This window comes from Methanocorpusculum petauri, assembly GCF_026891975.1.
Classification (GTDB): domain Archaea; phylum Halobacteriota; class Methanomicrobia; order Methanomicrobiales; family Methanocorpusculaceae; genus Methanocorpusculum; species Methanocorpusculum petauri.
Genome location: NZ_JAPTGB010000001.1, coordinates 90,837 through 113,740, shown reverse-complemented (window position 1 = coordinate 113,740; position 22,904 = coordinate 90,837). Strand labels below are relative to the sequence as shown.

The 22,904-nt window shown below is 49.2% G+C and carries 20 protein-coding genes and 1 pseudogene; 9 read left to right on the top strand and 12 right to left on the bottom strand.

What is annotated here, in order from left to right:
• Nucleotides 1-15: 15 nt before the first annotated feature.
• The gene (locus O0S10_RS00515) at nucleotides 16-2,031 is read right to left on the bottom strand and encodes a GLUG motif-containing protein (protein WP_268923928.1); all 2,016 of its coding nucleotides are present in this window, start codon (nucleotides 2,029-2,031) and stop codon (nucleotides 16-18) included.
• Nucleotides 2,032-2,458: 427 nt separating this feature from the next.
• Between O0S10_RS00515 and O0S10_RS00510 the strand changes: the two genes are divergently transcribed.
• The 3 genes from O0S10_RS00510 to O0S10_RS10530 all read left to right on the top strand — a co-directional run bounded on the left by O0S10_RS00510 (nucleotide 2,459) and on the right by O0S10_RS10530 (nucleotide 5,216).
• Entirely contained in the window at nucleotides 2,459-4,468 is a 2,010-nt protein-coding gene (locus O0S10_RS00510; RefSeq protein WP_268923927.1) for an ATP-dependent DNA helicase, read from the top strand.
• Nucleotides 4,469-4,473: 5 nt separating this feature from the next.
• Nucleotides 4,474-4,923 (top strand): methylated-DNA--[protein]-cysteine S-methyltransferase, encoded by a 450-nt coding sequence (locus O0S10_RS00505; protein ID WP_268923926.1) that lies wholly within the window; start codon nucleotides 4,474-4,476, stop codon nucleotides 4,921-4,923.
• A gap of 239 nt (nucleotides 4,924-5,162) precedes the next feature.
• Nucleotides 5,163-5,216, top strand: a complete 54-nt coding sequence (locus tag O0S10_RS10530; protein ID WP_425438297.1) for a hypothetical protein — start codon at nucleotides 5,163-5,165, stop codon at nucleotides 5,214-5,216.
• A gap of 134 nt (nucleotides 5,217-5,350) precedes the next feature.
• Here the strand turns inward: O0S10_RS10530 and O0S10_RS10525 are convergent.
• Nucleotides 5,351-5,743, bottom strand: a pseudogene (locus tag O0S10_RS10525) (InlB B-repeat-containing protein); the annotation flags it as partial.
• Between the two features lie 1,683 nt (nucleotides 5,744-7,426).
• Here O0S10_RS10525 and O0S10_RS00495 point away from each other — a divergent pair.
• The 3 genes from O0S10_RS00495 (at nucleotide 7,427) to O0S10_RS00485 (ending at nucleotide 11,048) form a co-directional block, all read left to right on the top strand.
• Complete coding sequence (locus O0S10_RS00495; protein WP_268923924.1) at nucleotides 7,427-8,842, top strand: coiled-coil domain-containing protein; 1,416 nt, start codon at nucleotides 7,427-7,429, stop codon at nucleotides 8,840-8,842.
• A gap of 82 nt (nucleotides 8,843-8,924) precedes the next feature.
• A complete protein-coding gene (locus tag O0S10_RS00490; protein WP_268923923.1) occupies nucleotides 8,925-10,418 on the top strand; it encodes a coiled-coil domain-containing protein in 1,494 nt (497 codons plus the stop codon).
• Between the two features lie 168 nt (nucleotides 10,419-10,586).
• Nucleotides 10,587-11,048 carry a hypothetical protein gene (locus tag O0S10_RS00485; RefSeq protein WP_268923922.1) on the top strand — a complete coding sequence of 154 codons (462 nt, stop codon included), beginning with the start codon at nucleotides 10,587-10,589 and terminating at the stop codon, nucleotides 11,046-11,048.
• 187 nt (nucleotides 11,049-11,235) lie between these two features.
• Here the strand turns inward: O0S10_RS00485 and O0S10_RS00480 are convergent, their stop codons facing one another.
• The 8 genes from O0S10_RS00480 to O0S10_RS00445 all read right to left on the bottom strand — a co-directional run bounded on the left by O0S10_RS00480 (nucleotide 11,236) and on the right by O0S10_RS00445 (nucleotide 17,329).
• The gene (locus O0S10_RS00480) at nucleotides 11,236-11,877 is read right to left on the bottom strand and encodes a hypothetical protein (protein WP_268923921.1); all 642 of its coding nucleotides are present in this window, start codon (nucleotides 11,875-11,877) and stop codon (nucleotides 11,236-11,238) included.
• A 42-nt stretch (nucleotides 11,878-11,919) separates the two neighbouring features.
• The gene (locus O0S10_RS00475) at nucleotides 11,920-12,504 is read right to left on the bottom strand and encodes a hypothetical protein (RefSeq protein WP_268923920.1); all 585 of its coding nucleotides are present in this window, start codon (nucleotides 12,502-12,504) and stop codon (nucleotides 11,920-11,922) included.
• Nucleotides 12,505-12,712: 208 nt separating this feature from the next.
• The gene (locus tag O0S10_RS00470; RefSeq protein ID WP_268923919.1) at nucleotides 12,713-13,249 is read right to left on the bottom strand and encodes a hypothetical protein; all 537 of its coding nucleotides are present in this window, start codon (nucleotides 13,247-13,249) and stop codon (nucleotides 12,713-12,715) included.
• Nucleotides 13,250-13,412: 163 nt separating this feature from the next.
• Complete coding sequence (locus O0S10_RS00465; protein WP_268923918.1) at nucleotides 13,413-13,865, bottom strand: hypothetical protein; 453 nt, start codon at nucleotides 13,863-13,865, stop codon at nucleotides 13,413-13,415.
• Nucleotides 13,866-14,330: 465 nt separating this feature from the next.
• A complete protein-coding gene (locus O0S10_RS00460; protein WP_268923917.1) occupies nucleotides 14,331-14,897 on the bottom strand; it encodes a hypothetical protein in 567 nt (188 codons plus the stop codon).
• A 163-nt stretch (nucleotides 14,898-15,060) separates the two neighbouring features.
• Entirely contained in the window at nucleotides 15,061-15,585 is a 525-nt protein-coding gene (locus O0S10_RS00455; RefSeq protein WP_268923916.1) for a hypothetical protein, read from the bottom strand.
• Nucleotides 15,586-15,866: 281 nt separating this feature from the next.
• Complete coding sequence (locus O0S10_RS00450) at nucleotides 15,867-16,400, bottom strand: hypothetical protein (protein ID WP_268923915.1); 534 nt, start codon at nucleotides 16,398-16,400, stop codon at nucleotides 15,867-15,869.
• Nucleotides 16,401-16,735: 335 nt separating this feature from the next.
• Entirely contained in the window at nucleotides 16,736-17,329 is a 594-nt protein-coding gene (locus O0S10_RS00445) for a hypothetical protein (protein WP_268923914.1), read from the bottom strand.
• Between the two features lie 219 nt (nucleotides 17,330-17,548).
• Between O0S10_RS00445 and O0S10_RS00440 the strand changes: the two genes are divergently transcribed.
• Entirely contained in the window at nucleotides 17,549-19,087 is a 1,539-nt protein-coding gene (locus tag O0S10_RS00440; RefSeq protein ID WP_268923913.1) for a DUF4097 family beta strand repeat-containing protein, read from the top strand.
• Nucleotides 19,088-19,345: 258 nt separating this feature from the next.
• Here O0S10_RS00440 and O0S10_RS00435 read toward each other — a convergent pair whose 3' ends face one another.
• Together O0S10_RS00435 and O0S10_RS00430 are read right to left on the bottom strand one after the other, a co-directional pair.
• Complete coding sequence (locus tag O0S10_RS00435; protein WP_268923912.1) at nucleotides 19,346-19,930, bottom strand: hypothetical protein; 585 nt, start codon at nucleotides 19,928-19,930, stop codon at nucleotides 19,346-19,348.
• A gap of 77 nt (nucleotides 19,931-20,007) precedes the next feature.
• Complete coding sequence (locus tag O0S10_RS00430; RefSeq protein WP_268923911.1) at nucleotides 20,008-21,297, bottom strand: hypothetical protein; 1,290 nt, start codon at nucleotides 21,295-21,297, stop codon at nucleotides 20,008-20,010.
• 258 nt (nucleotides 21,298-21,555) lie between these two features.
• Here O0S10_RS00430 and O0S10_RS00425 point away from each other — a divergent pair, with 258 nt between their 5' ends.
• Both O0S10_RS00425 and O0S10_RS00420 read left to right on the top strand, forming a co-directional pair.
• Complete coding sequence (locus O0S10_RS00425; protein WP_268923910.1) at nucleotides 21,556-22,005, top strand: hypothetical protein; 450 nt, start codon at nucleotides 21,556-21,558, stop codon at nucleotides 22,003-22,005.
• A 2-nt stretch (nucleotides 22,006-22,007) separates the two neighbouring features.
• Nucleotides 22,008-22,733 (top strand): winged helix-turn-helix transcriptional regulator, encoded by a 726-nt coding sequence (locus O0S10_RS00420; protein WP_268923909.1) that lies wholly within the window; start codon nucleotides 22,008-22,010, stop codon nucleotides 22,731-22,733.
• Nucleotides 22,734-22,904: the final 171 nt, after the last annotated feature.

Here is a 22,904-nt window from a genome sequence, read left to right as displayed (position 1 = left end):
AAAAAAGAGGAAGGGTTATGCTCTTCTTCTGAGGAGAACTCCCGCGATAAGAAGTCCGAAGAGTGCGCCGAAGACCGGGGCAGGTGCCTGGGTCAGGGTCGGGGAGACGCCGGCGGCAGTTGTAGTGACCGGTGCTGCGGTGGTGGCTGCTGCCGTTTGGGACTGCGTAGCTGCCGGTGCGGTGGTGGCTGCTGCCGTTTGGGACTGCGTGGCTGCCGGTGCGGTGGTGGCTTTGGCGGTCGGCTGGGTGGTTGCCGCTGCGGTTGCTTCAGTGCCGGAGGACGACGATGTCCATTTTGCATACAGGGTCATGTCTCCCGGAATGCTGTCGCTGAAGCTCCATCCTTGCGTGCATGCTGCGTCTGTGTACCAGCCTGCGAAGGTGCAGCCGTCCTTGACGGGGTCGGCGGGTTTTGCCACGCGGTCGCCGTAGGAGAGGTCGGTTGCAGGACTGATGAAGCCGCCGCCGTTGGTCTCGAAGAGGACACGGAAGGCGTTGTTCATGTTGCCGTCACTGGAGGAAACTGGCTGAGGTACTGGAGGTGCAGGTGGCTCTTCGGGTTTCAGATAACTTCCATCCCCAGAAACAGGAGTAATCTGCCAGACGAGAACCGGTAGCTGATAGTTGTCATTCCCGGAGTTCATCTTCCAGACACGCTCGAACGTCCACCCGAGAGTGTTAGAGAAAAAGTTCTGTTTACCCCAGAATACTGCGCTGGAAACTCCGGTTGCGTTGTAGGATTTTCCTTGGGAAATAGTAGAATCGTCAGTATATCCAAGTTTATCCCACGCATATGCCTTCGTGACGGGGTGACTATCTTCCTTTACATACCCAATGAATCGGCTAACATTACCTGCCGATGTTGCCGAAATCGAATTCACCAGCGCAACGCAACTATTCATCGTTGTCATAGTGTTTTCGTCAGCGCGGATCTGTCCAAGGAATCCTCCCACATTCGTATTAGGAGTTCCAGTTACGGTAATTGTACCTACTGCATAACAGTTTTCCAGATTGGATCCTTTTGTAGTACCAACAAATCCCCCAATGTTGACGTCTCCAGAACTCCCGAGAGCTTCGGGAACGTCAATCTGTATCTGAACATTACTGTAACAATCCGTAATTTTGCTATTCACACGTTCCTGACCCACGAATCCGCCAACATCTATTCCTACACCAGTGATAGTTCCGGTAACGGTACTGTTGTCGATCGTCCCTTCACAGTATCCTGCAAAACCACCAAGTCCGTTTAGCTCATGCTGAGAGGCGATAGTTGCGTCCAGAGCAGAACATCGGGTAACATGAGCATCTTTTCCCATCCAGCCCACAAACCCTCCGGCGGACTGTACTCTCTGGTCATTCGTCACAACATTTATGGTGATCGTTACTCCGGAGGAGGTACAGTTCTCGATGGTGCTTGCTCCATTAAGGGTTCCGACCGTTCCCCCGCATATTGACCAGGCCTGAATAGTTTCTATCTTACCACCAGATACGCGACTATTTTTAATGGTGGTTCCCACGGCCTTTCCTACCAGACCACCCGCACTTTGTGATGTACTAGTCCCATCTATACATATCGTGACATTTGACACAGTGACATTCTGAATTGTGGCTCCATTTGTATAGCCAAACAAGCCCTTATCATATTCAGCAGGCATTACGAGGTTTGTAATGGTATGATACTGCCCATCAAAGGTTCCGTTGAACGAGTTACTCTCAGTTCCAATTGCCGTCCAATTGTGTCCTTCCAGATTAATGTCTGACATCAGCTTAACGGTTTTTTCGGAAAAGTCAAATTTAGAACTGTTTTTCGAGACTTTTTCGGAAAACGCGGCAAGGCTTCCAGCATCATAGATGAGGAACTCATTGCCTGATGAATAGGTTTCATACCACGATGCGTTGAAGTTGCCTGAATCTGTCCATGTATCAGCACTGACTGCTCCCGCCATCAGCACACACGCAAGCAGAGCTGCGAGCAACAGCACGCCTGCCTTTCGTAAGGGACATTTTATCCCGTAATTTCGTAAACTCATGAAATTCCTCCTTAGGAGCCGATGGAAATGCAGACAGAAGACACAGCTCTGCATACATGGGGAGACCATTACATCCTAAGTTAATAGGATATAATCCGGCATATTCCCTGAATACACAATTTGCCGGATGAATTTCGTTTGTGCGGGAAATGAAACAATTTCCGTATGCAAAAAATGTCATCAATGGTGTTGGGTATAAAAATCTATTGAGCACAAATTAGGTTTTCCAATGCATACAATTCCGTGTGCATTGAACGATCTTTCCGTTTCAAAGAATAATTGAAGATAGTTTAATATCGTGTCAGGTGTTATATCCTATTAACTGAGGATAGCACCCTTCCAAAAAAAGGAAAGAGCATTCCCTTCACCCCCTGCATCCCGCAAAGCACAACTCCATTATCCCCCAACGCCCAATACTACTCCATCAATGTCATCCATCGCCGACTACTTCCCCTACCAGTCCTACCGGAACAACCAGAAAGAAATGCTGGAAACGGTAGCAAAAACCGCACGGGAAGGCGGCATCCTCATGATCGACGCCCCGACCGGCAGCGGCAAATCCAGCGTCATCGCCCCGCTTCTTGCCGAAGCAAACGGCAAAAAAATCTTCGTCGCCGTTCGCACCATCTCCCAGCTCCAGATCTTCATCCGCGAACTTGAACTCATCCGGCAGAAGAAAAAAAAGGACCTCAAATTCGTCTACCTCATCGGCAAAGGAAACATGTGTCCCTTAGGCGGTTACGGCGACGTCTACCGCAGATGTGAAGGTGTCAAAGCCTTCTCCACCGCACTCATGCAGGAACGCGCCGATCGCGGCTCCATGGTCCCCGCCAAAGACAAAATGATTCAGGAACAGATCCGCAAACAGGACCGCGACCACCCGATGATCTGCCCCTACTTCATCAACAGCCGCGTCTTCGTCCAGGGCGAAGACGGCGGACGCCGCATGATCCCCTCGCCCGAAATGCGCACCAAAACCGAACGGGCGCAGAAAGGCGTCGTCATGCCCGCCGACCTCCACGACTTCGCCGGAAACATCTGTCCGTATGACCTCATGCTCTCCGCCGCCCGCGGCGCAGACGTCGTCATCCTCAACTATCACCACCTCTTCAACGACGACATCCGCGAACAGCTCTATGTCACCCTCCAGTGCGAACCCGCTGACGTCATGATGCTCCTCGACGAAGCCCACAACCTCGGCGACGTCGTCCAGAGCATCCAAAGCATCCGCCTCAGCGAAAACGACATCGAAAGCGCCTCCCACGAACTCGCCTCCATTCGCGGAAAAGTCCGGGGAGCCGACGCAGTCCGGCACGTCCTCCCCCGCATCGCCGAGTTCATGAACGGCCTCAAACGATCCAACGAAGTGGAAGACTGGTTCGATCCGGCAATCTTCAACCGCCTCCTCATCAAAGGATCACTCTATCCCAAACTCGACGACATCTTAGACGACCTGCTCTCGATCAAAGAAACACTCCGCGAAGCAAGCATCCAGAAAGCCGAATACCGTGAAACCGCAATCGAACGGCTGTGCGAATTCCTGTTCCGGATTTACCGTTCCTCCTCCGACCCGGCATACCTGACCGTCTACGTCAAAGACGGCGAATCCGTAACCCTGGAAGTACGCAACATCGACCCTGCCGGACGGCTGCAGGAGCTGGTCTCCATGCATGCCGCAACCGTTCTCATCAGCGGAACCCTTGCACCGGTTGAATCCTACCGCCGCTACTACTTTGGGGAAATGCCGGTTGCAACCCTCTCCCTGCCCAACGCATTCCCCAAAGAAAACCGGCTGGTACTCGCAAGCCGCGACATCACCACCGCATTTTCACGGCGGCAGAACAAAGAAAACACCGACGCGATTGTTACAAGCATCCTCAGCTTCGCAAAACTTCCCGGCAATGTTGCGATCTACTTCCCCTCATATCAGCTCCAGAGCCAGTACGCAAAACTCTGCGACGGCAAAATCCGCACCAAACAGGTGTTCATCGAACCCCGCGAAACCGAAGAGGCCAACGCCGCACTCAAGGAGTTTGTGACACTGCCCGCCCGGCGGAAGTCGGGAATCATGTTTGCCGTCTGTGGCGGCAAATGGAGCGAAGGACTGGACTACCGCGGCGACCAGCTGACCGCCGCAATGGTGGTCGGCCTGCCGCTCGCCCCGTTCACCCAGGTGCGGAGAATGGTGAACAGCTACTTCCGCCGCAAGTTCGGCGCCGAAGGAGAGTTCATCGCCTACACCCTTCCGGCGATGAACAAAGCAATGCAGGCACTGGGCCGCGTACTCCGCACCGAAACCGATCGGGGCGTCCTGCTGCTCGGCGAAGAGCGGTTTCTGGATCCCGAAATCTTCGCCGGCCTCCCCCCCTGGATGCGTGCGGAGATGAAAGAGTGCGACGCAGACACCCTGCCGGCAATTCTTGCAAAGTGGAAGTGAACAGAATGCAGACAGGTTCCTGTAAATTCGGCCTCTGGAAGGTGATTGTCTCCTGGAACGGAAACATCGTTCATCAGGTGCAGTTTGTTAAAACCGCACCGGAAGGTGCGGTTCCGGTGCAGTTCACGAAGTTTCTTGCGGGACGGAGCGACTCGTTTGCACCGCTCATCTCCTCCGCCGTCTCCGGAGAAACAGTGTATGCCCGCATCTACCGGGCGGTCGCGGAAATTCCCTATGGTGAAACACGGACGTACCGGGAGATTGCCCTTGCCGCCGACACGCATCCGCGGGTCGTCGGCAATGCCATGGCAAAAAACCCGACCGCATTACTCGTTCCCTGTCACCGTGTTCTCGCGGCTGACGGAACGCTTGGCGGGTTTACGCCGGATTTGCAGATCAAAAAAGATCTGCTGAAGATGGAGGCAGCCAAAAGGCATACCATCGGCAAATCCTGACTTCGGACAAAAACGAACATTTCACAGCACCCAACAGGTCTGCAATATGCCAAAAAGAGGAGGGGAGTTTTGAATATTTTTTTACCACCGTGAATCTGGACAATTATTCCTCGGCAGGTGGACGACAACATTGAACTCTGAACTGAATCCGACAGTCCGGGTGACATCCATCTTCCGGTTTTGTGCGTTATTTGTTTCTCCGCGGCGGTCGTCTGCCGAAAAGTATTCCCGCTGCAAGCATGCCCGTCAGTATCCCGAATACGGGTGCAGGAGCCTGGGTTAGGGTCGGCTGAGGTGTTACTACCGTACTGACCGTGACGGTTGGACTGGTCCGGATTTGTTCTGCCGTGCTATTTTCCTGAAATGTTGTTTGTTTTGTCGGCTGTTCGGTTGGAGATGATGATTCACCGAGCCATTTGGCATACAGTGTCATGTCGCCGTCAATTCCCGAAGAGAAGTTCCATGCCTTTGTACAGGCCTCATCCGTGTACCAGCCGCCGAAGCTGCAGCTGTCTTTTGTCGGGTCATCGGGTCTGCTTATTTTGTCACCGTACGAGAGATCTGTTACGGGGATGACCTTACTGCCGCCGTTGGAGTTAAAAATTACACGGAGGGCAAATTCCAGGTTGCTGCTACTCGGTCGAGGAGCCACAACAAGGGAATTTCCTTTTACCACGAGGACCTTGTCAGGAATGCCAAAACCCAGACGGAAGAAGTTCTTCACTACCGATGCATCCTCGGAAAAGGAGGTCAAGACCACTCTACGATTATCCTCCAGATTCTCCGGGATGATGTTTCTCGCACCGCCAGGGGATGCCATCTTTCCGGTAACGTTGATATACGTATCCCCCGCGAGATAGAGTTCATCCTGGATTGTCGCTGTACCGGACATTTTGAGCGTACCTTTGCCGAAAACACACACGCCGTCGCCGTTGTATCCCGCGTTGCAGTTTGTTATGTTTCCGCCCTCCATCCAGAACTTTTCGCTGCAGACCCACACGCCGCCGCCGCTGCCTCCCGCGCTGCAGTTTGTTATGTTTCCGCCCGACATTCGGAACGCGGAGTCGGAGAAGACCTCCACACAGCCGCCGCTGCCTCCCGCGCTGCAGTTTGTTATGTGTCCGCCCGACATTGTGAACGTACCACCGAAGGAGACCTCCACACAGCCGCCGCCGCTCTCCGCGCTGCAGTTTGTTATGTTTCCACCCGACATTCGGAACGTGCCGCCGAAGACATTCGCACAGCCGCCGGCGCCGACCACCCTGCAGTTTGTTATGTTTCCGCCCGACATTGTGAACGTGCCGTCGCCGTAGATACACACACAGCCGCCGGCGGCAGTGCCGCTGCTCGCGCTGCAGTTTGTTATGTTTCCGCCCGACATTGTGAACGTGCCGTCGCCGTAGATACACACACAGCCGCCGGCGTAGCCGCTGCTCTCCGCACTGCAGTTTGTTATGTTTCCGCCCGACATTGTGAACGTACCGCCGGAGGAGAGCCACACACAGCCGCCGGCGTAGCCGTCGCCTTTCGCCCTGCAGTTTGTTATGTTTCCGCCCGACATTGTGAACGTGCCGCCGGAGGAGACATACACACAGCCGCCGGCGTAGCCGGCGCCTATCGCGCTGTAGTTTGTTATGTTTCCGCCCGACATTGTGAACGTACCGTCAGAGGAGATATACACAAGCGGAGGCCCATAGTCCTCGTCATTACAACAACCATCTAACGTGAGACTGCCTGTATTCATTGGATTGTTCCTAACCACAAGATGGCCGTCACTCTGAACTATGAAGAGCCCGGACAGTTTTGGATTCAAAGGTTTGGTCTGAGAAATACAGCGATTATTGCCATCCGATTGAAGGGTAATGTTCCCAGTGACACTGATGGAACCTTTCTCCGGAACAGCGATATCAGCCGTAACCGTGACAATGCTCACACCAGGCGATTCAAGTGCGTTTTTGAGTGCAGTCCAGTTGCTCACCTGTACTGTTGCAGAAGACGATGCAGTAACCGGGACGGTGAGAATGCTGCATACAAGGAGCAACAGGAGAGCACCGATTACCAGTCGTTTCAGAGAAGAATCGCCAGGAAAGGGAACGGCAACCGTAGAGTAACGTTGTTTTGTTGGAATCATCGTAATTACCTTTGATATACAGTTGAGATATCTCGATGAGGAAACAGGACAAAACCAATCGATTCTTCTCAGTACCAGGTACAATTGTTCTCAGTACCAGGTACAATTGTACGAGAAGAAATTTTAACCGCAATCATGATTAACGTGTTGGTGGATTCTGTCTCCACGGTCACACAACATCTCTGGCAGTCATCATGTTTCGGAAATAATGATCATTACAAACGTCATACCGGACACGAACGTCATCACCCCCGATGAGCGCTGTTACCGGTATGGCACCTCTGCACATCCAGAACTTACTATCTTCCGTAAGAAAAACGAACATTTATCTTCATATCTGATGATGATATAAATATAGTAGGTATCAGAGGCATGGTCGACAATAATAGTGCAGGAGGTTCAAACCGATACCGCAAGCTTTCCGGTGTCGGCGTCTCGGAACGACTGTTTTCCTGGGGAAAAGTCCAGTCCGAGATCGTATCCGCGGAAAATGAATATCTGGAGATCGCCGGATCGCTTTCTGCTGCAAATAAAAATATCGAGCAGCTCAAACGCGAAATTGCCGAGCTTACCGCAAAATATAATCAGGCAACCGCAGAATCCGCACGGTTATCAGAAAAGCTTGCCGAGGAAACCACCGCGCATGAACTCCTGAAAGACAGCTACGAAGCCAATACCAAAAGCTGGGCTGAGGATGGAGAGTGCAAAGAGACCACGATTCGCAGACAGGAAGAAGCCCTCGCCGCCCAGAAAGATCAGATATCCCGGCTTGAGGCTGACCTTGCGGCGGCGGTCGAACGATCTGCGGAACTGGAAACATCTCTTGCTCAAAAAGAGGCAGAACTCTCGGAGAAAACCGAACGTTACGCTACGCTGACAACCGAGTACACCGCCCTCCTGCATGAAAAGAACGATGCACTTGACCGGCTTGCCGCGTCCGAAGAGACCATCACCCGCCTCAACTATACTCACGCAAAGGAGATCGATGACCTCAACGCAGACTTCGAGGAAAAAAGCCGCCTGTATGTTCCAACCATCCACGAACTTACCCGGACGGTTGACTCCTGGAAGTACCAGCGTGAATGCGATTTAACAGAGATTCACCGCCTGAAGACCACGCTTGACTCCCGCGATGCAGAAATTACGGAGCTGAAACGGGAACTGAACGCCCTGAAAGATGTCAAAAAGCAGATGCTGACCGAGATCAACCGTATGGGTTTTGCAACTGTTCAGGCCGACTCAGAGTTCCGGCAGAAACAGGATCAGTTAAAAGAGGAACAGGCAAAACTTGCAAAAGAGATCGATCAGCTCGAACAGACCAAACAGTCCCTGCAGTCCGATCTCTCCGCAAAACAGCAGACACTTTCCACCTACTCGGCCATCACCGACGAGATCCTTGAGGAATGGAAAAAACACAGTGACAAGACACTGGCCTGCATCACTGAAGCGGCAGGAACTGTTCCTGCGGTGGAGAAGTACGGATTCCTCGCACAGATCAGCGGCCATCATGTGCTGTTTTCAGCCTTTGCCCCGACATCGTACGAGGAGCTGCGGGGGGCTGACGGACTGGTCCGCGAGGTTGCCAAGAAGCTGGCAAACACGGTTGACTCCGTCAACTGCCGCAAGGAGGCGTTTGTGGTTGTTCCGGACGAGTGCATGATGTATCTGACGAAGTGTCTGTATGCGTCGCCTCTCTGTTCGGTGCAGGTGATCACGCCTTCGCAGGTGATTGCCGCAGTCCGGACGGTGGCCCGGTTTGTGGTCTATGAAAAGACCCAGGTCCAGTAACCCTTTTTTCTGTTTGATTTTCCTATTGGAGAATGCGAATGTATTATCTGATAGAAAACACATATATTTCCCTGATTAGATTATGAGCGATTCGGATAATCTTGGTGCGTTCTTCGGAAAGGTACGCGGGGCAGGTGCCGGGGCACGCCTTTTTTCCTGGAAGAAGATCTGTGATGCAGCAACAGTTGCGGAAGAGGAGTATAAGGTTCTGGTTGAAAATCTCGCCCAGACGCAGCAGAAGCTGACCGAAACGGAAGGTCTTGCTGCGTCACGGGAGACCGAGATCGGCAGTCTGACCTCCCGTCTGACCGAGGCAAAGTCCCTGAACGAAAATCTCCACGGCGATATAGACAGCCTTTCGGAGGAGCAGGAGATTTTAGAGGAGAAACTCGCCGAGATGACAAAGACCGCATCCGCGAATGCAAGTTCTGCCGAGCAGTGGAAGGCTGCGGAAGGTGCCCGTCAGGCAGAGCTTGCCGCGTTACATGATCAGTACAAGGAACTATCCGCCGCTCATACCGCTCTTTCCGCCGACCGTGATGCCCTGTCTGCGGATCTGGCGGCAGAACGCACTGCGCATCTGGCGGACAACGATCAGGCAAGAACGTTCCGTGAGCAGTATCTCTGCCGCGAGGCAGAGATTGACGGTCTCCGGAAGGAACTGGATGCTGCTGTAAAGGAGACCGCCGCACGGCAGGCGGAGATTGACGGCTATGTGGATGAGCGCGACGCAAAGTATGCGGCGCTTGCGGTTGAAGCAGAGCGCCTGAATACACTTGCGGCAAAGCTGGAAGAGGAGAGAAAGGCGGCTGAGCTTGCAGCACGGCAGAGTATGGTGGAGATCTTCGAGGGTCATCATGCACGTGTCGGGGAAATTCTGGAGAAGGTCTGTTCGGATCTGCATCTGGATCTGAAGACGGAGGCAACGTACCGGGGCACGGCACACCCGGACTTTGCGGTGCTGGTGAACAGCAGTTATGTCTTCTTCAATACGGTCTCCCCCGCATCACCGGACGAGGTCGGTTCGTTTGCCGGACGGGTTGCGGCGGAGGCCGAGGAGCTGTTTGAGGCGGCGAAGGAGGAGGGTGTCCGCGGTGAGGCATATCTTGTGGTGCCGAATGCGGTTGCCGCACAGCTTACGGAGTTTGTGTTTGCGTCCGATCGCTGTACGGTCTTTGTGGTGACGCCCGAAGCTCTTGAGGCAGTTGTCCGTACGCTTCAGAGAATTGAGGAGTATGAGTTCGCCCGCCAGATTACGCCGTTTGAGCTGGATCAGATCTGCCGGTTTATCGGCGAGCTGTCGCACATGACAAAGAGAAAGATTGTGCTGGATACGTACTTCAGCAATGAGATGCTGGAAATTTTGCAGAAGGCCGAGAATCTACCGACGGATGTCGCGGCGGATGTTGCGGGATATGAGAATGCGGCACGGCTGAACCCGCCGGTGGAACGCGATGCGGCGGTGCTTACGGTTCCGTCACTCTCAGCAAAGGTGCAGAAGCTGGAGAAGGCTATGCTTGCCCGTGCAGCTGCGGAGTCCGAGGACGATTCGCCGGAAGAGTCCTTGGAAGAATAATTTTTTTGTGATCTCTCATAATCACTTTTTTTACCGGATTCCGATCTTTTGTGGATTTTTTGATACATCGCAATAGTGCGGATCCGTGTTGTTATTACGAATGGCTGATCCATCCTATGTAGAGAACGGAGATAGGGTATGGGAGCACATGAGCCGCCGACAAAAGAAATGATTGAGGAGTGGAAAAGGACGTGGCAGTACTACAAAGACAGACTGCAGCCAAACCGGAAATCCGGCAGAGAGTTACTTGAGTATCTCCACAGCAGATATGTTCTGACCGAGACAGAGGATAAAAGAGCGGCCGCTGTTGTGTATGATACGGTGATAATGAATAAACCATTTGCCGCAAAACTTCCTTCCGGAAAATATCCGGTACCCAAAACATTTTTTCTCGAAAATACCGGACCGGGTAAATGTTTGTATGCTGCCGAAAAGAGAGAGACCGATCTCAGAATTTTTGTCGGAGTGGATTTGACAACAGGTTTTTTTCTCGTGGAAGGAAGCACGATGCTTTGGGAGGAACTTTGCGCATTCCAAGGTTTGGATGAGAGAGATCTGCAAAATTATGTATGTGTTGCAAACTATGTCAACAGTTTGAAGCGGGTTGGACGATTGGACGGAGCGCTCTAATGCTGCCGGTATAACATATCCCCCAAAGGTACAGAAGCTGAAATTTTCTGCGGTAGTTTTTTCGGAGAAAGGGTACGGATCGGTTTCGGTGATGCCGGAAAAAGATGTCGCTGGTTTTTTTGGTGAACTGATACTGATATGGCATCAGGAGTGAAGAGATAGGGAGAAAAATATGAGTGAGTATCCCTCAGTTCAGAAAGGTAACCAGAAACTCTGTCCATGGCGGGACCGGGTCTTCTCCGATCAGTTTCAGAATTTCGTTCGCCTTTTCAATCGGCAGAAGAATGGTATGGTCCATCTCGCCGTCGCGAACGGGAGATACATAGTAATACAGCTGATTGCGCTCATCCGGCAGGTCCGGGATGGTCACGTAAATCCGGTCAATCAGAACGGTGGTATTTCGTATACGAAGATCGTAGTAATCCGGACAGATAAGTTCCCGCGTGGGGTTGTAATGGATCTCAAGTGCAACGCCCCGTTGGGCTGCCTCCCGTACCTGTATATAGCCCATGGCAGACCAGTCATCATAATTCTCCTGAACGAACTGTTCTATCAGTTCGATTACTGCGGTATCATTTTCTGCGGTGATTTCCATTCCGTGAGAGACGATTGCAAGGCCGTCTTTTTCCGGAATTCCCAGACGCGACAAGGAGGGGTCAGGGACGGTACTTCGGTCGTGTATGTCCCAGACTACACAAGAAACCACGAGGCAGATGATTGCGATGAGGACCACAAAGAATGCGATGAGTTTGAGGGTTTCACGGTGAGGCATGGGTTCGGTTCCTTTCTGGTATTTTTTCCCGCGAGAGACGAGGAAGAGATTGGTCAAAGTCTCGCTTTGAAAAAAGAGAGACGATATCTACTGCATTCATCACAGCGTTGTCTCAACAGGCACCAGCCCTATTAGTTCCAACAACTCGTTTGCCTGATGTATTGGAAGTCCAAGGACTTTTATTTCCGGATTACCTGAACCATAGAGAAGTACACGGTACTCCAGGTTTCTGGGACCAAACTGACGTTCATTACGATCCGGTATTGTGATAATAATTTTTTGGACGTCAATCGTATGGCTTATCGGTTCGTACCCCCCCTGATCAATCCAGATGAGGTCTATGGGAGTGGTATACTGCATGAGTGCAACCGTTCCATATTTTTTACAGTCTTTGATGTTGCCTGTGTCGATGGTTGCAAGAAGATTCTGAAGATTATCCTCTGCCAGCTGTTCCATTTTTTTCACGACGAGAGTGCCATTTTCAGGAATGATCTCTTCCCTATGTGAAATTATGAGCAGACCGGGAGTTCTTTGAACAGACGAATTTGGTGTTAACTGAGGAGTATTCTCATCAGGAATATTGATACTATTCCCGTACTGGATGAGACAGATGGCCATGAGAACACCAATGAGGACAACAATCACAAAGAATGCGATTGTTTTGATTGTGTCACTGCGGTACATTTTGTATCAGTTTTTTAGATTATAACTTCCACTGCCTGGGGATGAGAGATACTATGCCAGTATTCATTAATAAATTCATTGACCAAAGTATCATCACCCCCCAATTTTCCGCATCATGCGATGAACAAAAGAGAACATCACGAGGGGATGATGATACTTTGGCCAAAGTCTCGTCAGGGAAAAAGAGAAGATGTCCCACAGAATACGTTCATTTCTGTGTGGTCTTAACCGGCTTTTTTCCGATCAGTTCCAGTAGTTCGTCTGCCTGCTCGCGAGGGATTTCCAGTGGATACTGGTAATCAGCATCTGAATAGACGATGAGCCAATCGTCGGGATAAGATTCGCGATCATAGGAGAGTGCAGCAGTGATCTGCCTGACATTGATATGATGAATCTCCGTGTTCATTCCCTCTATGTTCCAGTCAAGAACCCAGGTAAGGTTCACGGGTGTCTGGTACTTCATGGTTATGAGGGCTCCTGTGTCCCGATACTTTTGAAAATTAACCCAGGTGGCAACGTAACACATTGGATCCTCTTCGGCGAACTGCTCCAGCTTTTCGATGAGTGCGGTTTCGTTCGGTACAGAAATTTCTTCTCCGAGGGATCTGACAGAGAGCCCCATGGGTTCTGTGTACTTCACCTCAGGTTTTAAAACGGGCGGTGATGCAAGACCGGTAGAGAGAATGGTGGCACCGTATCCAATCAGTACAAGAATTACAATGATGACAAGTGCATTTCGTGACATTTTCTTTGAAATAGTACTTCGTTAGAGGTTCAGGTGTGTATAGTGCTTGCTATAGAATGCAATGAGTTTGGTTGTTGGGTTCGGAGTTCCTTTCTGATATTCTTCCGCAGAGATGATAAAAAGATTGGTCAAAGTCTCATCAGGAAAAATATTATTGGATAGTTCAGGCCGTTGCTTTGTGCTCGGGATCGAGAACATCTTTATAGATCCCGTCTGGGCTCGGCTGGTTGTGATAGGCGTATGTCTTTTGGGAAGTGGTAGCAGGTATATACCGGCGGATTTCGTCATCGGTCAAATCATATGCCCGTCCTATGGAGAGATGGAATGCATTCCAGTTGATCTCATACCATCCGCTTTTGTTGTTGTAGGCATTTTCGTACTGTTTTGCAACTGTTTCAGCCCGAGAGGTTATCTCGTTTTCCGGAAAGTTGACATCAAGCTGGTGTGCTTCGGCTACCGCGTAGGAGGTGATGTTTTTTACCTGAATGGTTCCTTGATCCGTGAACTCCATGAGAAGGAGAGCATCACCCGGTCTGTCTAATTGGATACAACCAGCAGCGGAGAGGGAAAGAATAATTCCTACTACGAGGAGGAGATAATGGATTTTCTTATTCATAGATTCATCTCACGAACTATTATTTCTTGCCAGAACTATATAATTTCATTGATCAAAGTGCCATACCCCCACTACAGAGCAATGAACTTTGATGTGTAAGGCTAATTTACTCATCATAAACCAACGTAATGATAGCAAAAAATCACATAAGGCAATTTATATCGAGAAAATAGAGGGCCTACTGAAAAAAAGAGTTCCCCCCATCCGATGAAATTCTTCGTTGATGTACTCATTGAATATGTGTCATACATCTTACCGCACAGAATACTGTTGTGTGGTAAGGGTATTCCTCATGATTCATATTATCATACAAAAACACACAGGCATAGCTAAGACCAAAGAGTGCGGCGGCGAAGCAGAGCGTGGTGATGATTGCGGCAAGGGTACTGCGGGAGATGGCTGTTTTACCTTACTATGCTATTTTCCGTTTGAGAAATGATACAGAGAAATGAAATGAACCGGGATTTATGTTCCCGGTATTTTCTCAATTCCCAGAAGGGTCAGGATTTTGTTCGCGTGTTCAGCCGGCAGGAGAATCGCATGACAGAACCGTTCATCCTCACCATAGACCACCACAAAGTTGGCCAGTTCTTTATCCCAATCGGGTTCATCAGGAATTGTTACTACGATCTTGTGGACCTGAATTGGTGTAGTTACCAGATAACCCCGCCCATAGTCTGCCCAGAGAAATTCATGGGGATTGGGATACTGTATTGCCAGTGCAACCCCGTGGAGGGTGGCATCTCGTGTGTTTATCGAGGTAAGAGCATAATAATTGCCATAATTCTCTTCAATAAAGTGTTCGATAAGGTCGATTACCGCAGTGTCATTTTCCGCGGTTATTTCCACGCCGTGCGAGACGATAGTGAGACCGTCCTTTGCCGGAATCCAGGTCAGAGGTGACTGCGAGGAAGTATTGTTTGCAGGGGGCAAAGTATTCCCGTACTGGATGAGGCAAATAGCCAGCAGGCATCCAATGAGGAGGACAACTGCGAAGAATGCAATGAGTTTGATTGTTTCTCGGCTGGGCATGGGATCTGTTCCTTTCTGCTATGTTTTCCCGCGAGAGACGATAAAGAGATTGACCAAAGTCTCGTCAGAAAAAAACGCATATGTTCCAGTGCATTCGTTCTCTATCGTGAGATAGGAAGAAAAGAATTGAATGATTATTCTCTTCCTATCGTGCCGGATTCACTCAGTCATCAGATGACACGATGGGAAGTCCCGCAAGCTTCAGCAGTTCGTTTGCCTGCTCGCGAGAGATCACAAAGATGTAACGATCCGGATTGTAGCGTTCGGGATCTAAGGAGGGACGGTACACAATAAGGCGAAAGTCTCCATTTGGATCGTCGGGAATTACTGCGGTGATTTTATCCACGACAACCGGAATACTTTTTGGAGAGATTTCTGCTATTCCGAGATCCTCTATCCATGTGATTCCGATTGGCTCTCTATACTTTATCGTTATGACAGTCCCGAATAATTTATTCTCGTTCACGCCAGTTCGATCGGTATTTATCCAGTATCGATAGCTCTCCTCAGCGAGCTGTTCCATCTTCTCGATGAGTGCCGATTCATTATCCGGGGAAACATGGATTCCATGAGATACAATACTAAGTTCGTCCACATCCGTGTACACTGAGGCAACCCAAAGAGAGACAAAAGCCACACTAACTACGATGAGTATGAGAATTACAATTTTCATTGACTTATCTAGCATTGTTTGATCATCTCCATAAAAAATAGTCTATTTTTTTATTTATGACAACTTCCATCCTGTGTTTCCATAGATGACAATATAGGCACCATTACCATCCGTATGACCATGAATGGTTTTTGCGGTATCTAATACTATTGGTCAAAGTCTCATCAGGGAAAAATATTGCCGGATTTTTTAGGCTGCTCTTTTTGTACTGTAGGTTTCCTTGTACGTGTCGGCATATGTTGCTGCAACGTGAACAGCACATCTCTGCATCAATGCCGGATATCCCGAAGTACCGGTCACGATGACTCCGGAATTGGATTCACTCCAATCATGTCCAGCAGTTCGTTTGCCTGCTCGCGAGGGATTTCCAGTGGATACTGAAAAGGAGTTTTCTGATCCGGATAGACGAGGAGCCAGTTTGCGGAGTAAGATTCGCGATCATGGGAGAGTGCAGCGGTGATCTGCTTGACATTGATATGATGAATCTCCGGGCTCAGTCCCTCTATAGTAATAACCCAAGTAATGTTCACGGGTGTCTGGTACTTCATGGTTATGACGGCTCCTGTGTCCCAATACTTTTGATAATTAACTGATGTGGCAACGAAGTACTGGTAGTCCTCTTCGGCAAACTGCTCCAGCTTTTCGATAAGTGCGGTTTCGTTCGGTACAGAAATTTCTTCTCCGAGGGATCTGATGGAAAGCCCCATAGGTTCTGTGTACTTCGCCTCCGGTTTTAAAACGGGCGGTGGTGCGGGACCGATATAGAGGATGGTGGCACCGTATCCAATCAGTACAAGAATCAAAATGATGATGAGGGTATTTCGGGACATACAACTCCTTGTTGATTTAACTTTCTTGCGGGTACCTAAATAATATTGGTCGGCATTCCTCTTGTTTCTCAGTATAGCAGAAAAAGGGTGGGTGGCACCTTTGGGACAGTACTTCGTGCCACAGGAATGGAAAAAGTAATACACGGTCCTTTCCATAATCCATCTGTCTGGTGTTTTTCTTATGCAGAGCGCTGCAGGACATGGATGTTTTACCTCACTGATATCTTTTTCCGCGAGAGATGATAAAGAGATTGACCAAAGTGTGACAGATGCATTTTTACCAACTACCGACAGGTTTTACAAAAAAAATGGATACCGGATGTCCCGAAGTCCCATCACGGTGACTCGGGAATTGGATCCAGCCCGATAAGTTCCAGAAGTTCGTTCGCCTGTTTGACAGTCACTTGAAGTACGTAAACATTCGAGAGGTACTTTTCAGACCAACGCGGGGAATACACGACAATGAAATATGACAGAGTCGTCTCCCAATTTGGATTATCAGGAATAGTTACCATGAGCTTCTCTACCGTGACGTTAGTCTCAGAACCAATAATCATACTTCCATAGTAGTCCACCCATGTGATTTCTGTAGGAGGGTTGTATTGTGCTGTTATCACTACACCCTGCTTCCTACAATCTGCCACATTGACTGTCCGGATAGCAAGCCAGTATTGGAAGTTTTCTTCTGCGATCTGCTTCATTTTTGTGACAACAGCCGTGCCTTTTTCCGGGATTATCTCTTCACCGTGGGATACTACAAGCAGACCAGGAGTTCTTTGAACAGACGAATTTGGTGTTAACTGAGGAGTATTCTCATCAGAAATATTGATACTATTCCCGTACTGGATGAGACAGATGGCCATGAGAACACCAATGAGGACAACAATCACAAAGAATGCGATTGTTTTGATTGTGTCACTGCGGTACATTTTGTATCAGTTTTTTAGATTATAACTTCCACTGCCTGGGGATGAGAGATACTATGCCAGTATTCATTAATAAATTCATTGACCAAAGTATCATCACCCCTCAATTTTCCGCATCATGCGATGAACAAAAGAGAACAACATGGGGGGGTGATGATACTTTGGTCAGTGTTCATATATACTCGCACATCCATATTCTCCCCTACGGAAAAGATACAGGAAATGTCTGAAAAAACTATATTTCTCCTCTTTGGAATTGCTGCATGTCTCCTAATTGTCGGGTGTCTCCCCGTCACTGCGGCGGATGCCGGGTATTTTTCCGGCGGGATGGGGACAGCAGAGGATCCGTATCTGATTGCAACTCCTGCTGATCTGATGAATCTGAGTTGGGCGGTAAACAACTGGGCTGAGTACGGGAGGTACGCCGGCCTCGCCTACGTGGTGACGGCACCAATTGATATGTCAGGGATTTCTGAGTGGGAACCAATTGGTGTCCGGGATTATACATTTCCAACAAACAACTACAGTATTTTTGATTTCCATGGTGTGTTCAATGGAAATTATCAGCCGATCACTGGTCTTTCGGGAACAGCCGGGGAGGGTTCCGGATTATTTTACCAAACATCAGGTTCAGTACTGAAAAATATTCGTCTGGAAAATATCAGCGCAGAAAAAGTGGGACTGATATCGTATGCGTCACAGACACAGATAGAGAACTGTTCCTTTTCAGGATCGCTTTTGGGGAATTCCGTCGGCGGACTGATGAACAGCGGAAATTTTTGTACAATCGTGAACTGTTCGGTAACCGGTTCTGTAACTGGAAATTATGCTGCAGGAGGGATTGCCTTGACATTGAGGGATACAACGGTGAAGAACTGTATTGTATCAGCCGCCATAGAGAGTGATCGACCGATGCCCGATGACGGGCGATTGCGAGATGCAGTAGAAGGTACCGGAGGACTCTTTGGTCATACAATGGCATGTACCGTGGAGGATTCGTTCTTTGCAGGAACTGTGAGAAGTGAGGGAGCACATGTCGGGGGTCTTGTCGGTATGAGCATTGATGATTCGTATCTTCGCTGTGGTTCAGCTGGTGATGGAGAGGGCGAGCGTTGCGTCGGCGGACTTGCAGGATATGCAGATAAGACGACGTTTTCCGACTGTTTTTTTGCAGGAAATGTGCATGCAGCGGAAAGTGTGAGCGGAGGGTTTGTCGGGAAAGCGGATCCTCTGGTATCTCTGATACGCTGTTATACGGCAGGGGGGCAGGTCAGTGGTCAGTGTTCGGTTGGCGGGATTGCCGGGTGGATGGAGGAAGGGACGGTTGAGGACTGCCTGATTTTGCATCAGCATATCGCAGGTTCGGTAAATGTGTCGGCGGTGATCGGAAGAGAGGATACGCGGTGGCCGGTTGTAGTGAGAAATACCGGGGTCTGGGGAGATATGGTGGTAGCGGGAAGAGATGGTGTGCTGAATTATTCCCATGGTGTTGTACCTGTTTCCTCTGCGGATGTCTGGAATGTTCCTCCCGAAACAGGCGGGTGGGCGGAGTTTTCTTCAGAAATATGGAAGCAGACGAATACTGATAGCTACAGACTTTTGGTACCGGATGCATCGCCGGAAATGGTGATGCCTGATGTGCGGTATCTGAATTCCTCTGCGGTTCCTTTTCAAAAAACTGAGAGTTCATTTCCCCTGACGGGACTATGTACCGGGTTCTGTTTACTGGGATTTTTGATCTGGCGGAGAGATCGGAGATGAGTATTTTTTGCGGAAAAAATATTTTTTGCGGTGAAATTCAACACAATATTTTGACGATAACAGAAATACAACTTATTTTCTGTGTCATACTCTTTGGACCATAAACGTACCTGCCGCAGCATAACTCTTTTTGGGATCGGATCCCCGCTGATCGTACAGCCCCTTCGGGTTGGCATTCCGGTCTCCCGGACCCTCATCCTCACCTTCCCGGAGAATCCCCGGGACGGGGAAGGGAGAAAAAACGTGAGTGGATATCCCTCAGTTCAGGAAGGTAACCAGAAACTCTATCCATGGTGGTACGGGTTCCTCTCCGACCAGCTCCAGAATTTCATTCGCCTTCTCAATCGGCAGAGGAATGGTATGATCTAAATCACCCTCTCTCCGAGGAGAAACATAGTAATACAGATTATTTCGCTCATCCGGCAGGTCCGGAATTGTCACGAAAATTTCATCAATCCGAACGGTGGCGTTCGCCCGAAATGTTTCATCGAATGGAGGACAGATGAGTTCGCGAGAGGGAGTGTAATGGATCTCAAGTGCAACCCCGTGAAGGGCGGCATCCCGTTTATTTATATAACCCATGGCATACCAATTATCATAATTCTCCTGAACGAACTGTTCTATCAGCTCGATCACCGCAGTTTCATTCTTTGCGGTGATTTCCACTCCGTGAGATACGATAGAAAGACCATCCTTTTCCGGAATTCCCAGAGGCGACAATGAGGGGTCAGGGTGTATGCTTCGTGTATTCATATCCTGGATGAGGCAAAAAATCACGAGGCACACGATAACGATGAGAACTGCATAGAACACGATGAGTTTGAGGGTTTCATTACGGGACATCTTGATTCATTTACTCCCTGTTAGCTGATTTTCCATTATTACAATAAAATAAATTGGAATGTATAAATTAATTATGATTAGAGTGTCCAACCTCCATTGCCATGTACTACAATGTATTCTCCATTCGGCCCTGTATTTCCCTCACTGCTTTTTGCAGCATTTACTGATGATTGCAGAGAGTTTCCATTAACAAGGTTTCGAATGATATCTCTACACATACCTGTTTCATATTGGTACCAAACTTTCTTGACATATCCTGTAACTGCACCCGCACCTGATGCAATAAATTTGGATGCAAGTGTATTATCGGCAAACAAACCGTTTCCAAATCCCTGGCACATACCCAAGTGCACATATGCGCCACCAAGTTTATTGCCGCTATAATAATACTCAAAGAAACTTGGTAAAAGCGCAAATGTATCAGATTCATCAGATTGATAGACGACTCCTACACGATTTTGTAACAAATCACTGGAGTATAAATCAAACTTTACATCTGTTGTTGTTTCACGAAGAACAACACTTGGAAAGTGGGTAAAAAGGTTAAGAGAGTAAACACCTCCGTGAGACATAATTACAATTACACGATAACCGCCTGACCCCAATGTTCCTGACAACAACGTTCTGTATTGAGGGACCGTTGGATTTTGTTCAACAGTACTTGAAATTGAGGGATTGTTTCCTGAAAGGTAATATCTTAAAGAATCAAAACTGGCGATATGTTCCCCTGTCGTATCCCAATCATAAATCAATAAAGCTTTATCTCCTGATACTGCCCGCATCAGTGATTCGCCTGAACTTTGTTCACCAGACAATAGGACTCCCTGCATGTCAGTGAGTGGATTTTCCTCATTTACCTCACTAAAACAGTCGTCCTCAACCAGTTTTACCATCGCAAGAACGCCATTACTATATTGAAAGGTAAACGTCTTCGCATCCGCATCATAATAGATCGACTCGCGATCAATAAGCGGTTCGGAGTACGTCGAAAGATCATACTGCTGCAAAATACTGTTGGTCTGCGTCTGATACTGAACCTGAGCCTGCGGGTTCACATTCGCGGACGACAATCCGGGAACACTGCTCATCATCACAGCTGCACTGCCTGAAGGCCCGGACAAACTTCCAAGCACCGTTGCCATGTAGTCTGCTTTGGCATTGTCATCAAGGGAATTGTACAGGGTATCCTCAAACACATCAGAGAAAACCGAACCTGCGGTCATCATTCCCTGAATTTCCTGCTGAGTGAACACGGCGGAACTGTTCTCGGCAGCAGCCGGAACAATCACCACACATGCAAGAAGTACGGCAAGAAGCAGCAGTGCTGCGGTCTTACCAGTACGCCAGACTTTTTTGGTTTCTTTCATAGTATAAATCTCCTCATGCCGGCAGACCGTTGAAACGGATACTCTGCTCTTTCGTCTGCGGCATGATTTGCTGATACCGTATCAGACCATCCCGGGGATGAGAGATACTATGCCAATATTCATTAATAAATTCATTGACCAAAGTATCATCACCCCCCAATTTTCCGCATCATGCGATGAACAAAAGAGAACATCACGAAGGGGGTGATGATACTTTGGTCAATGAATTCATAACAGATGCGACAAATACATTAGTTCATGGATCATCTGAAAAAGATACTTATTGCAGCAATAATTCTGCTTGCCCTTGCCGGCTCGACGAATGCTGCCGGTACTGACCAGCAGGTATCATTTGAGATTCTTACGCAGGATCAGATCACAGGCCCGTCACGTGCTCCTCCGATAACCGATACTGTTTCCCAGGGGGAAACAAATCATCATACCTACACTCCGGTAACCGGACAGAAACTTGAAGTCTCACTTACCTGGAACAGGGCATCATCCGGAAATGATCTGGACTTACGTATCTGTCCCCCGGGAACTGACTCAATAGTATTGCAGGATGAAATTGATGGAAGAACGGATGGGAACATTTTCATCCGAACATCTCTCACCACAAATACTCTGAATAAACCATGGGGATTTGAGGTGATTGGCGCTCGTGTATCAGGAACACAGTCATATACTTTGACCATCAATAGCTACTAAGTATGGAAAAAGAACTGCTGCGGGAGATCGGCATTGTCATACTCGCGATACTTGTTCTGTTCAGCGCAGCAGTTGTACTCTTTTTTGCAGAAGGGGGAGAGATTTATGGATTTAATCATGATCCAAGTAACCCTGTCGTTAGTCTGGAACATCCAGAACTAACATTTGAAGTAGTGGTTGATGAAGAGATTGTGCCCATCTATGACGGCACAGAGATCAAAACCGTAGAATTATGGCAATTAGCACCAAAAGAAATTCTCCGGCAGCTGATTATCTCCCCAATGGCGTACATCCCGCCCGTCACCGCACACCTCATCACCCTCTTCATCTCCGCTCTCGGCCTCGCCTTCATTGTTCTCTGCCGCCGCAAAGACAGCCGGGAACATCTGCAGGAGAACGGCAGACCAGAACAGATACGCACCCTCCTCACAGAAAACCCCGGAAGCTCCCTTCAGCAGATCGCAGACAGCCTTGGCATTTCCCACAGCACAGCACGCCATTATCTCAGGAAACTGAAGAAGGATGAGCAGATATCTCAGTTCGACTACCACGGACATCTGCATTACTTCGCCGTCGGCAAACCCTACACTGACATCGAAAAACTGATGTACATCATTCTCTCACGGGAAAAAGAAGAACGGGTGATTACCATCATCCGGGAACATCCCGGCATCACCAAACGGGAACTCGCCGGACAGCTCCGGCTCAGCCTCGCCACCGGCAACTGACATCTCCAGCGACTCCTTGACGACGGGCTGCTCATGATCATATTTGACGGCATGCACAACAAGTACCGGCTGACCAGAGAAGCAGCTGACGCCATCGAAACGATCGCCGCCGAACGAAGAAACGCCACGAACTCCCGAACATAAGCAGACCGAAGAACCTGGCACGGCTTT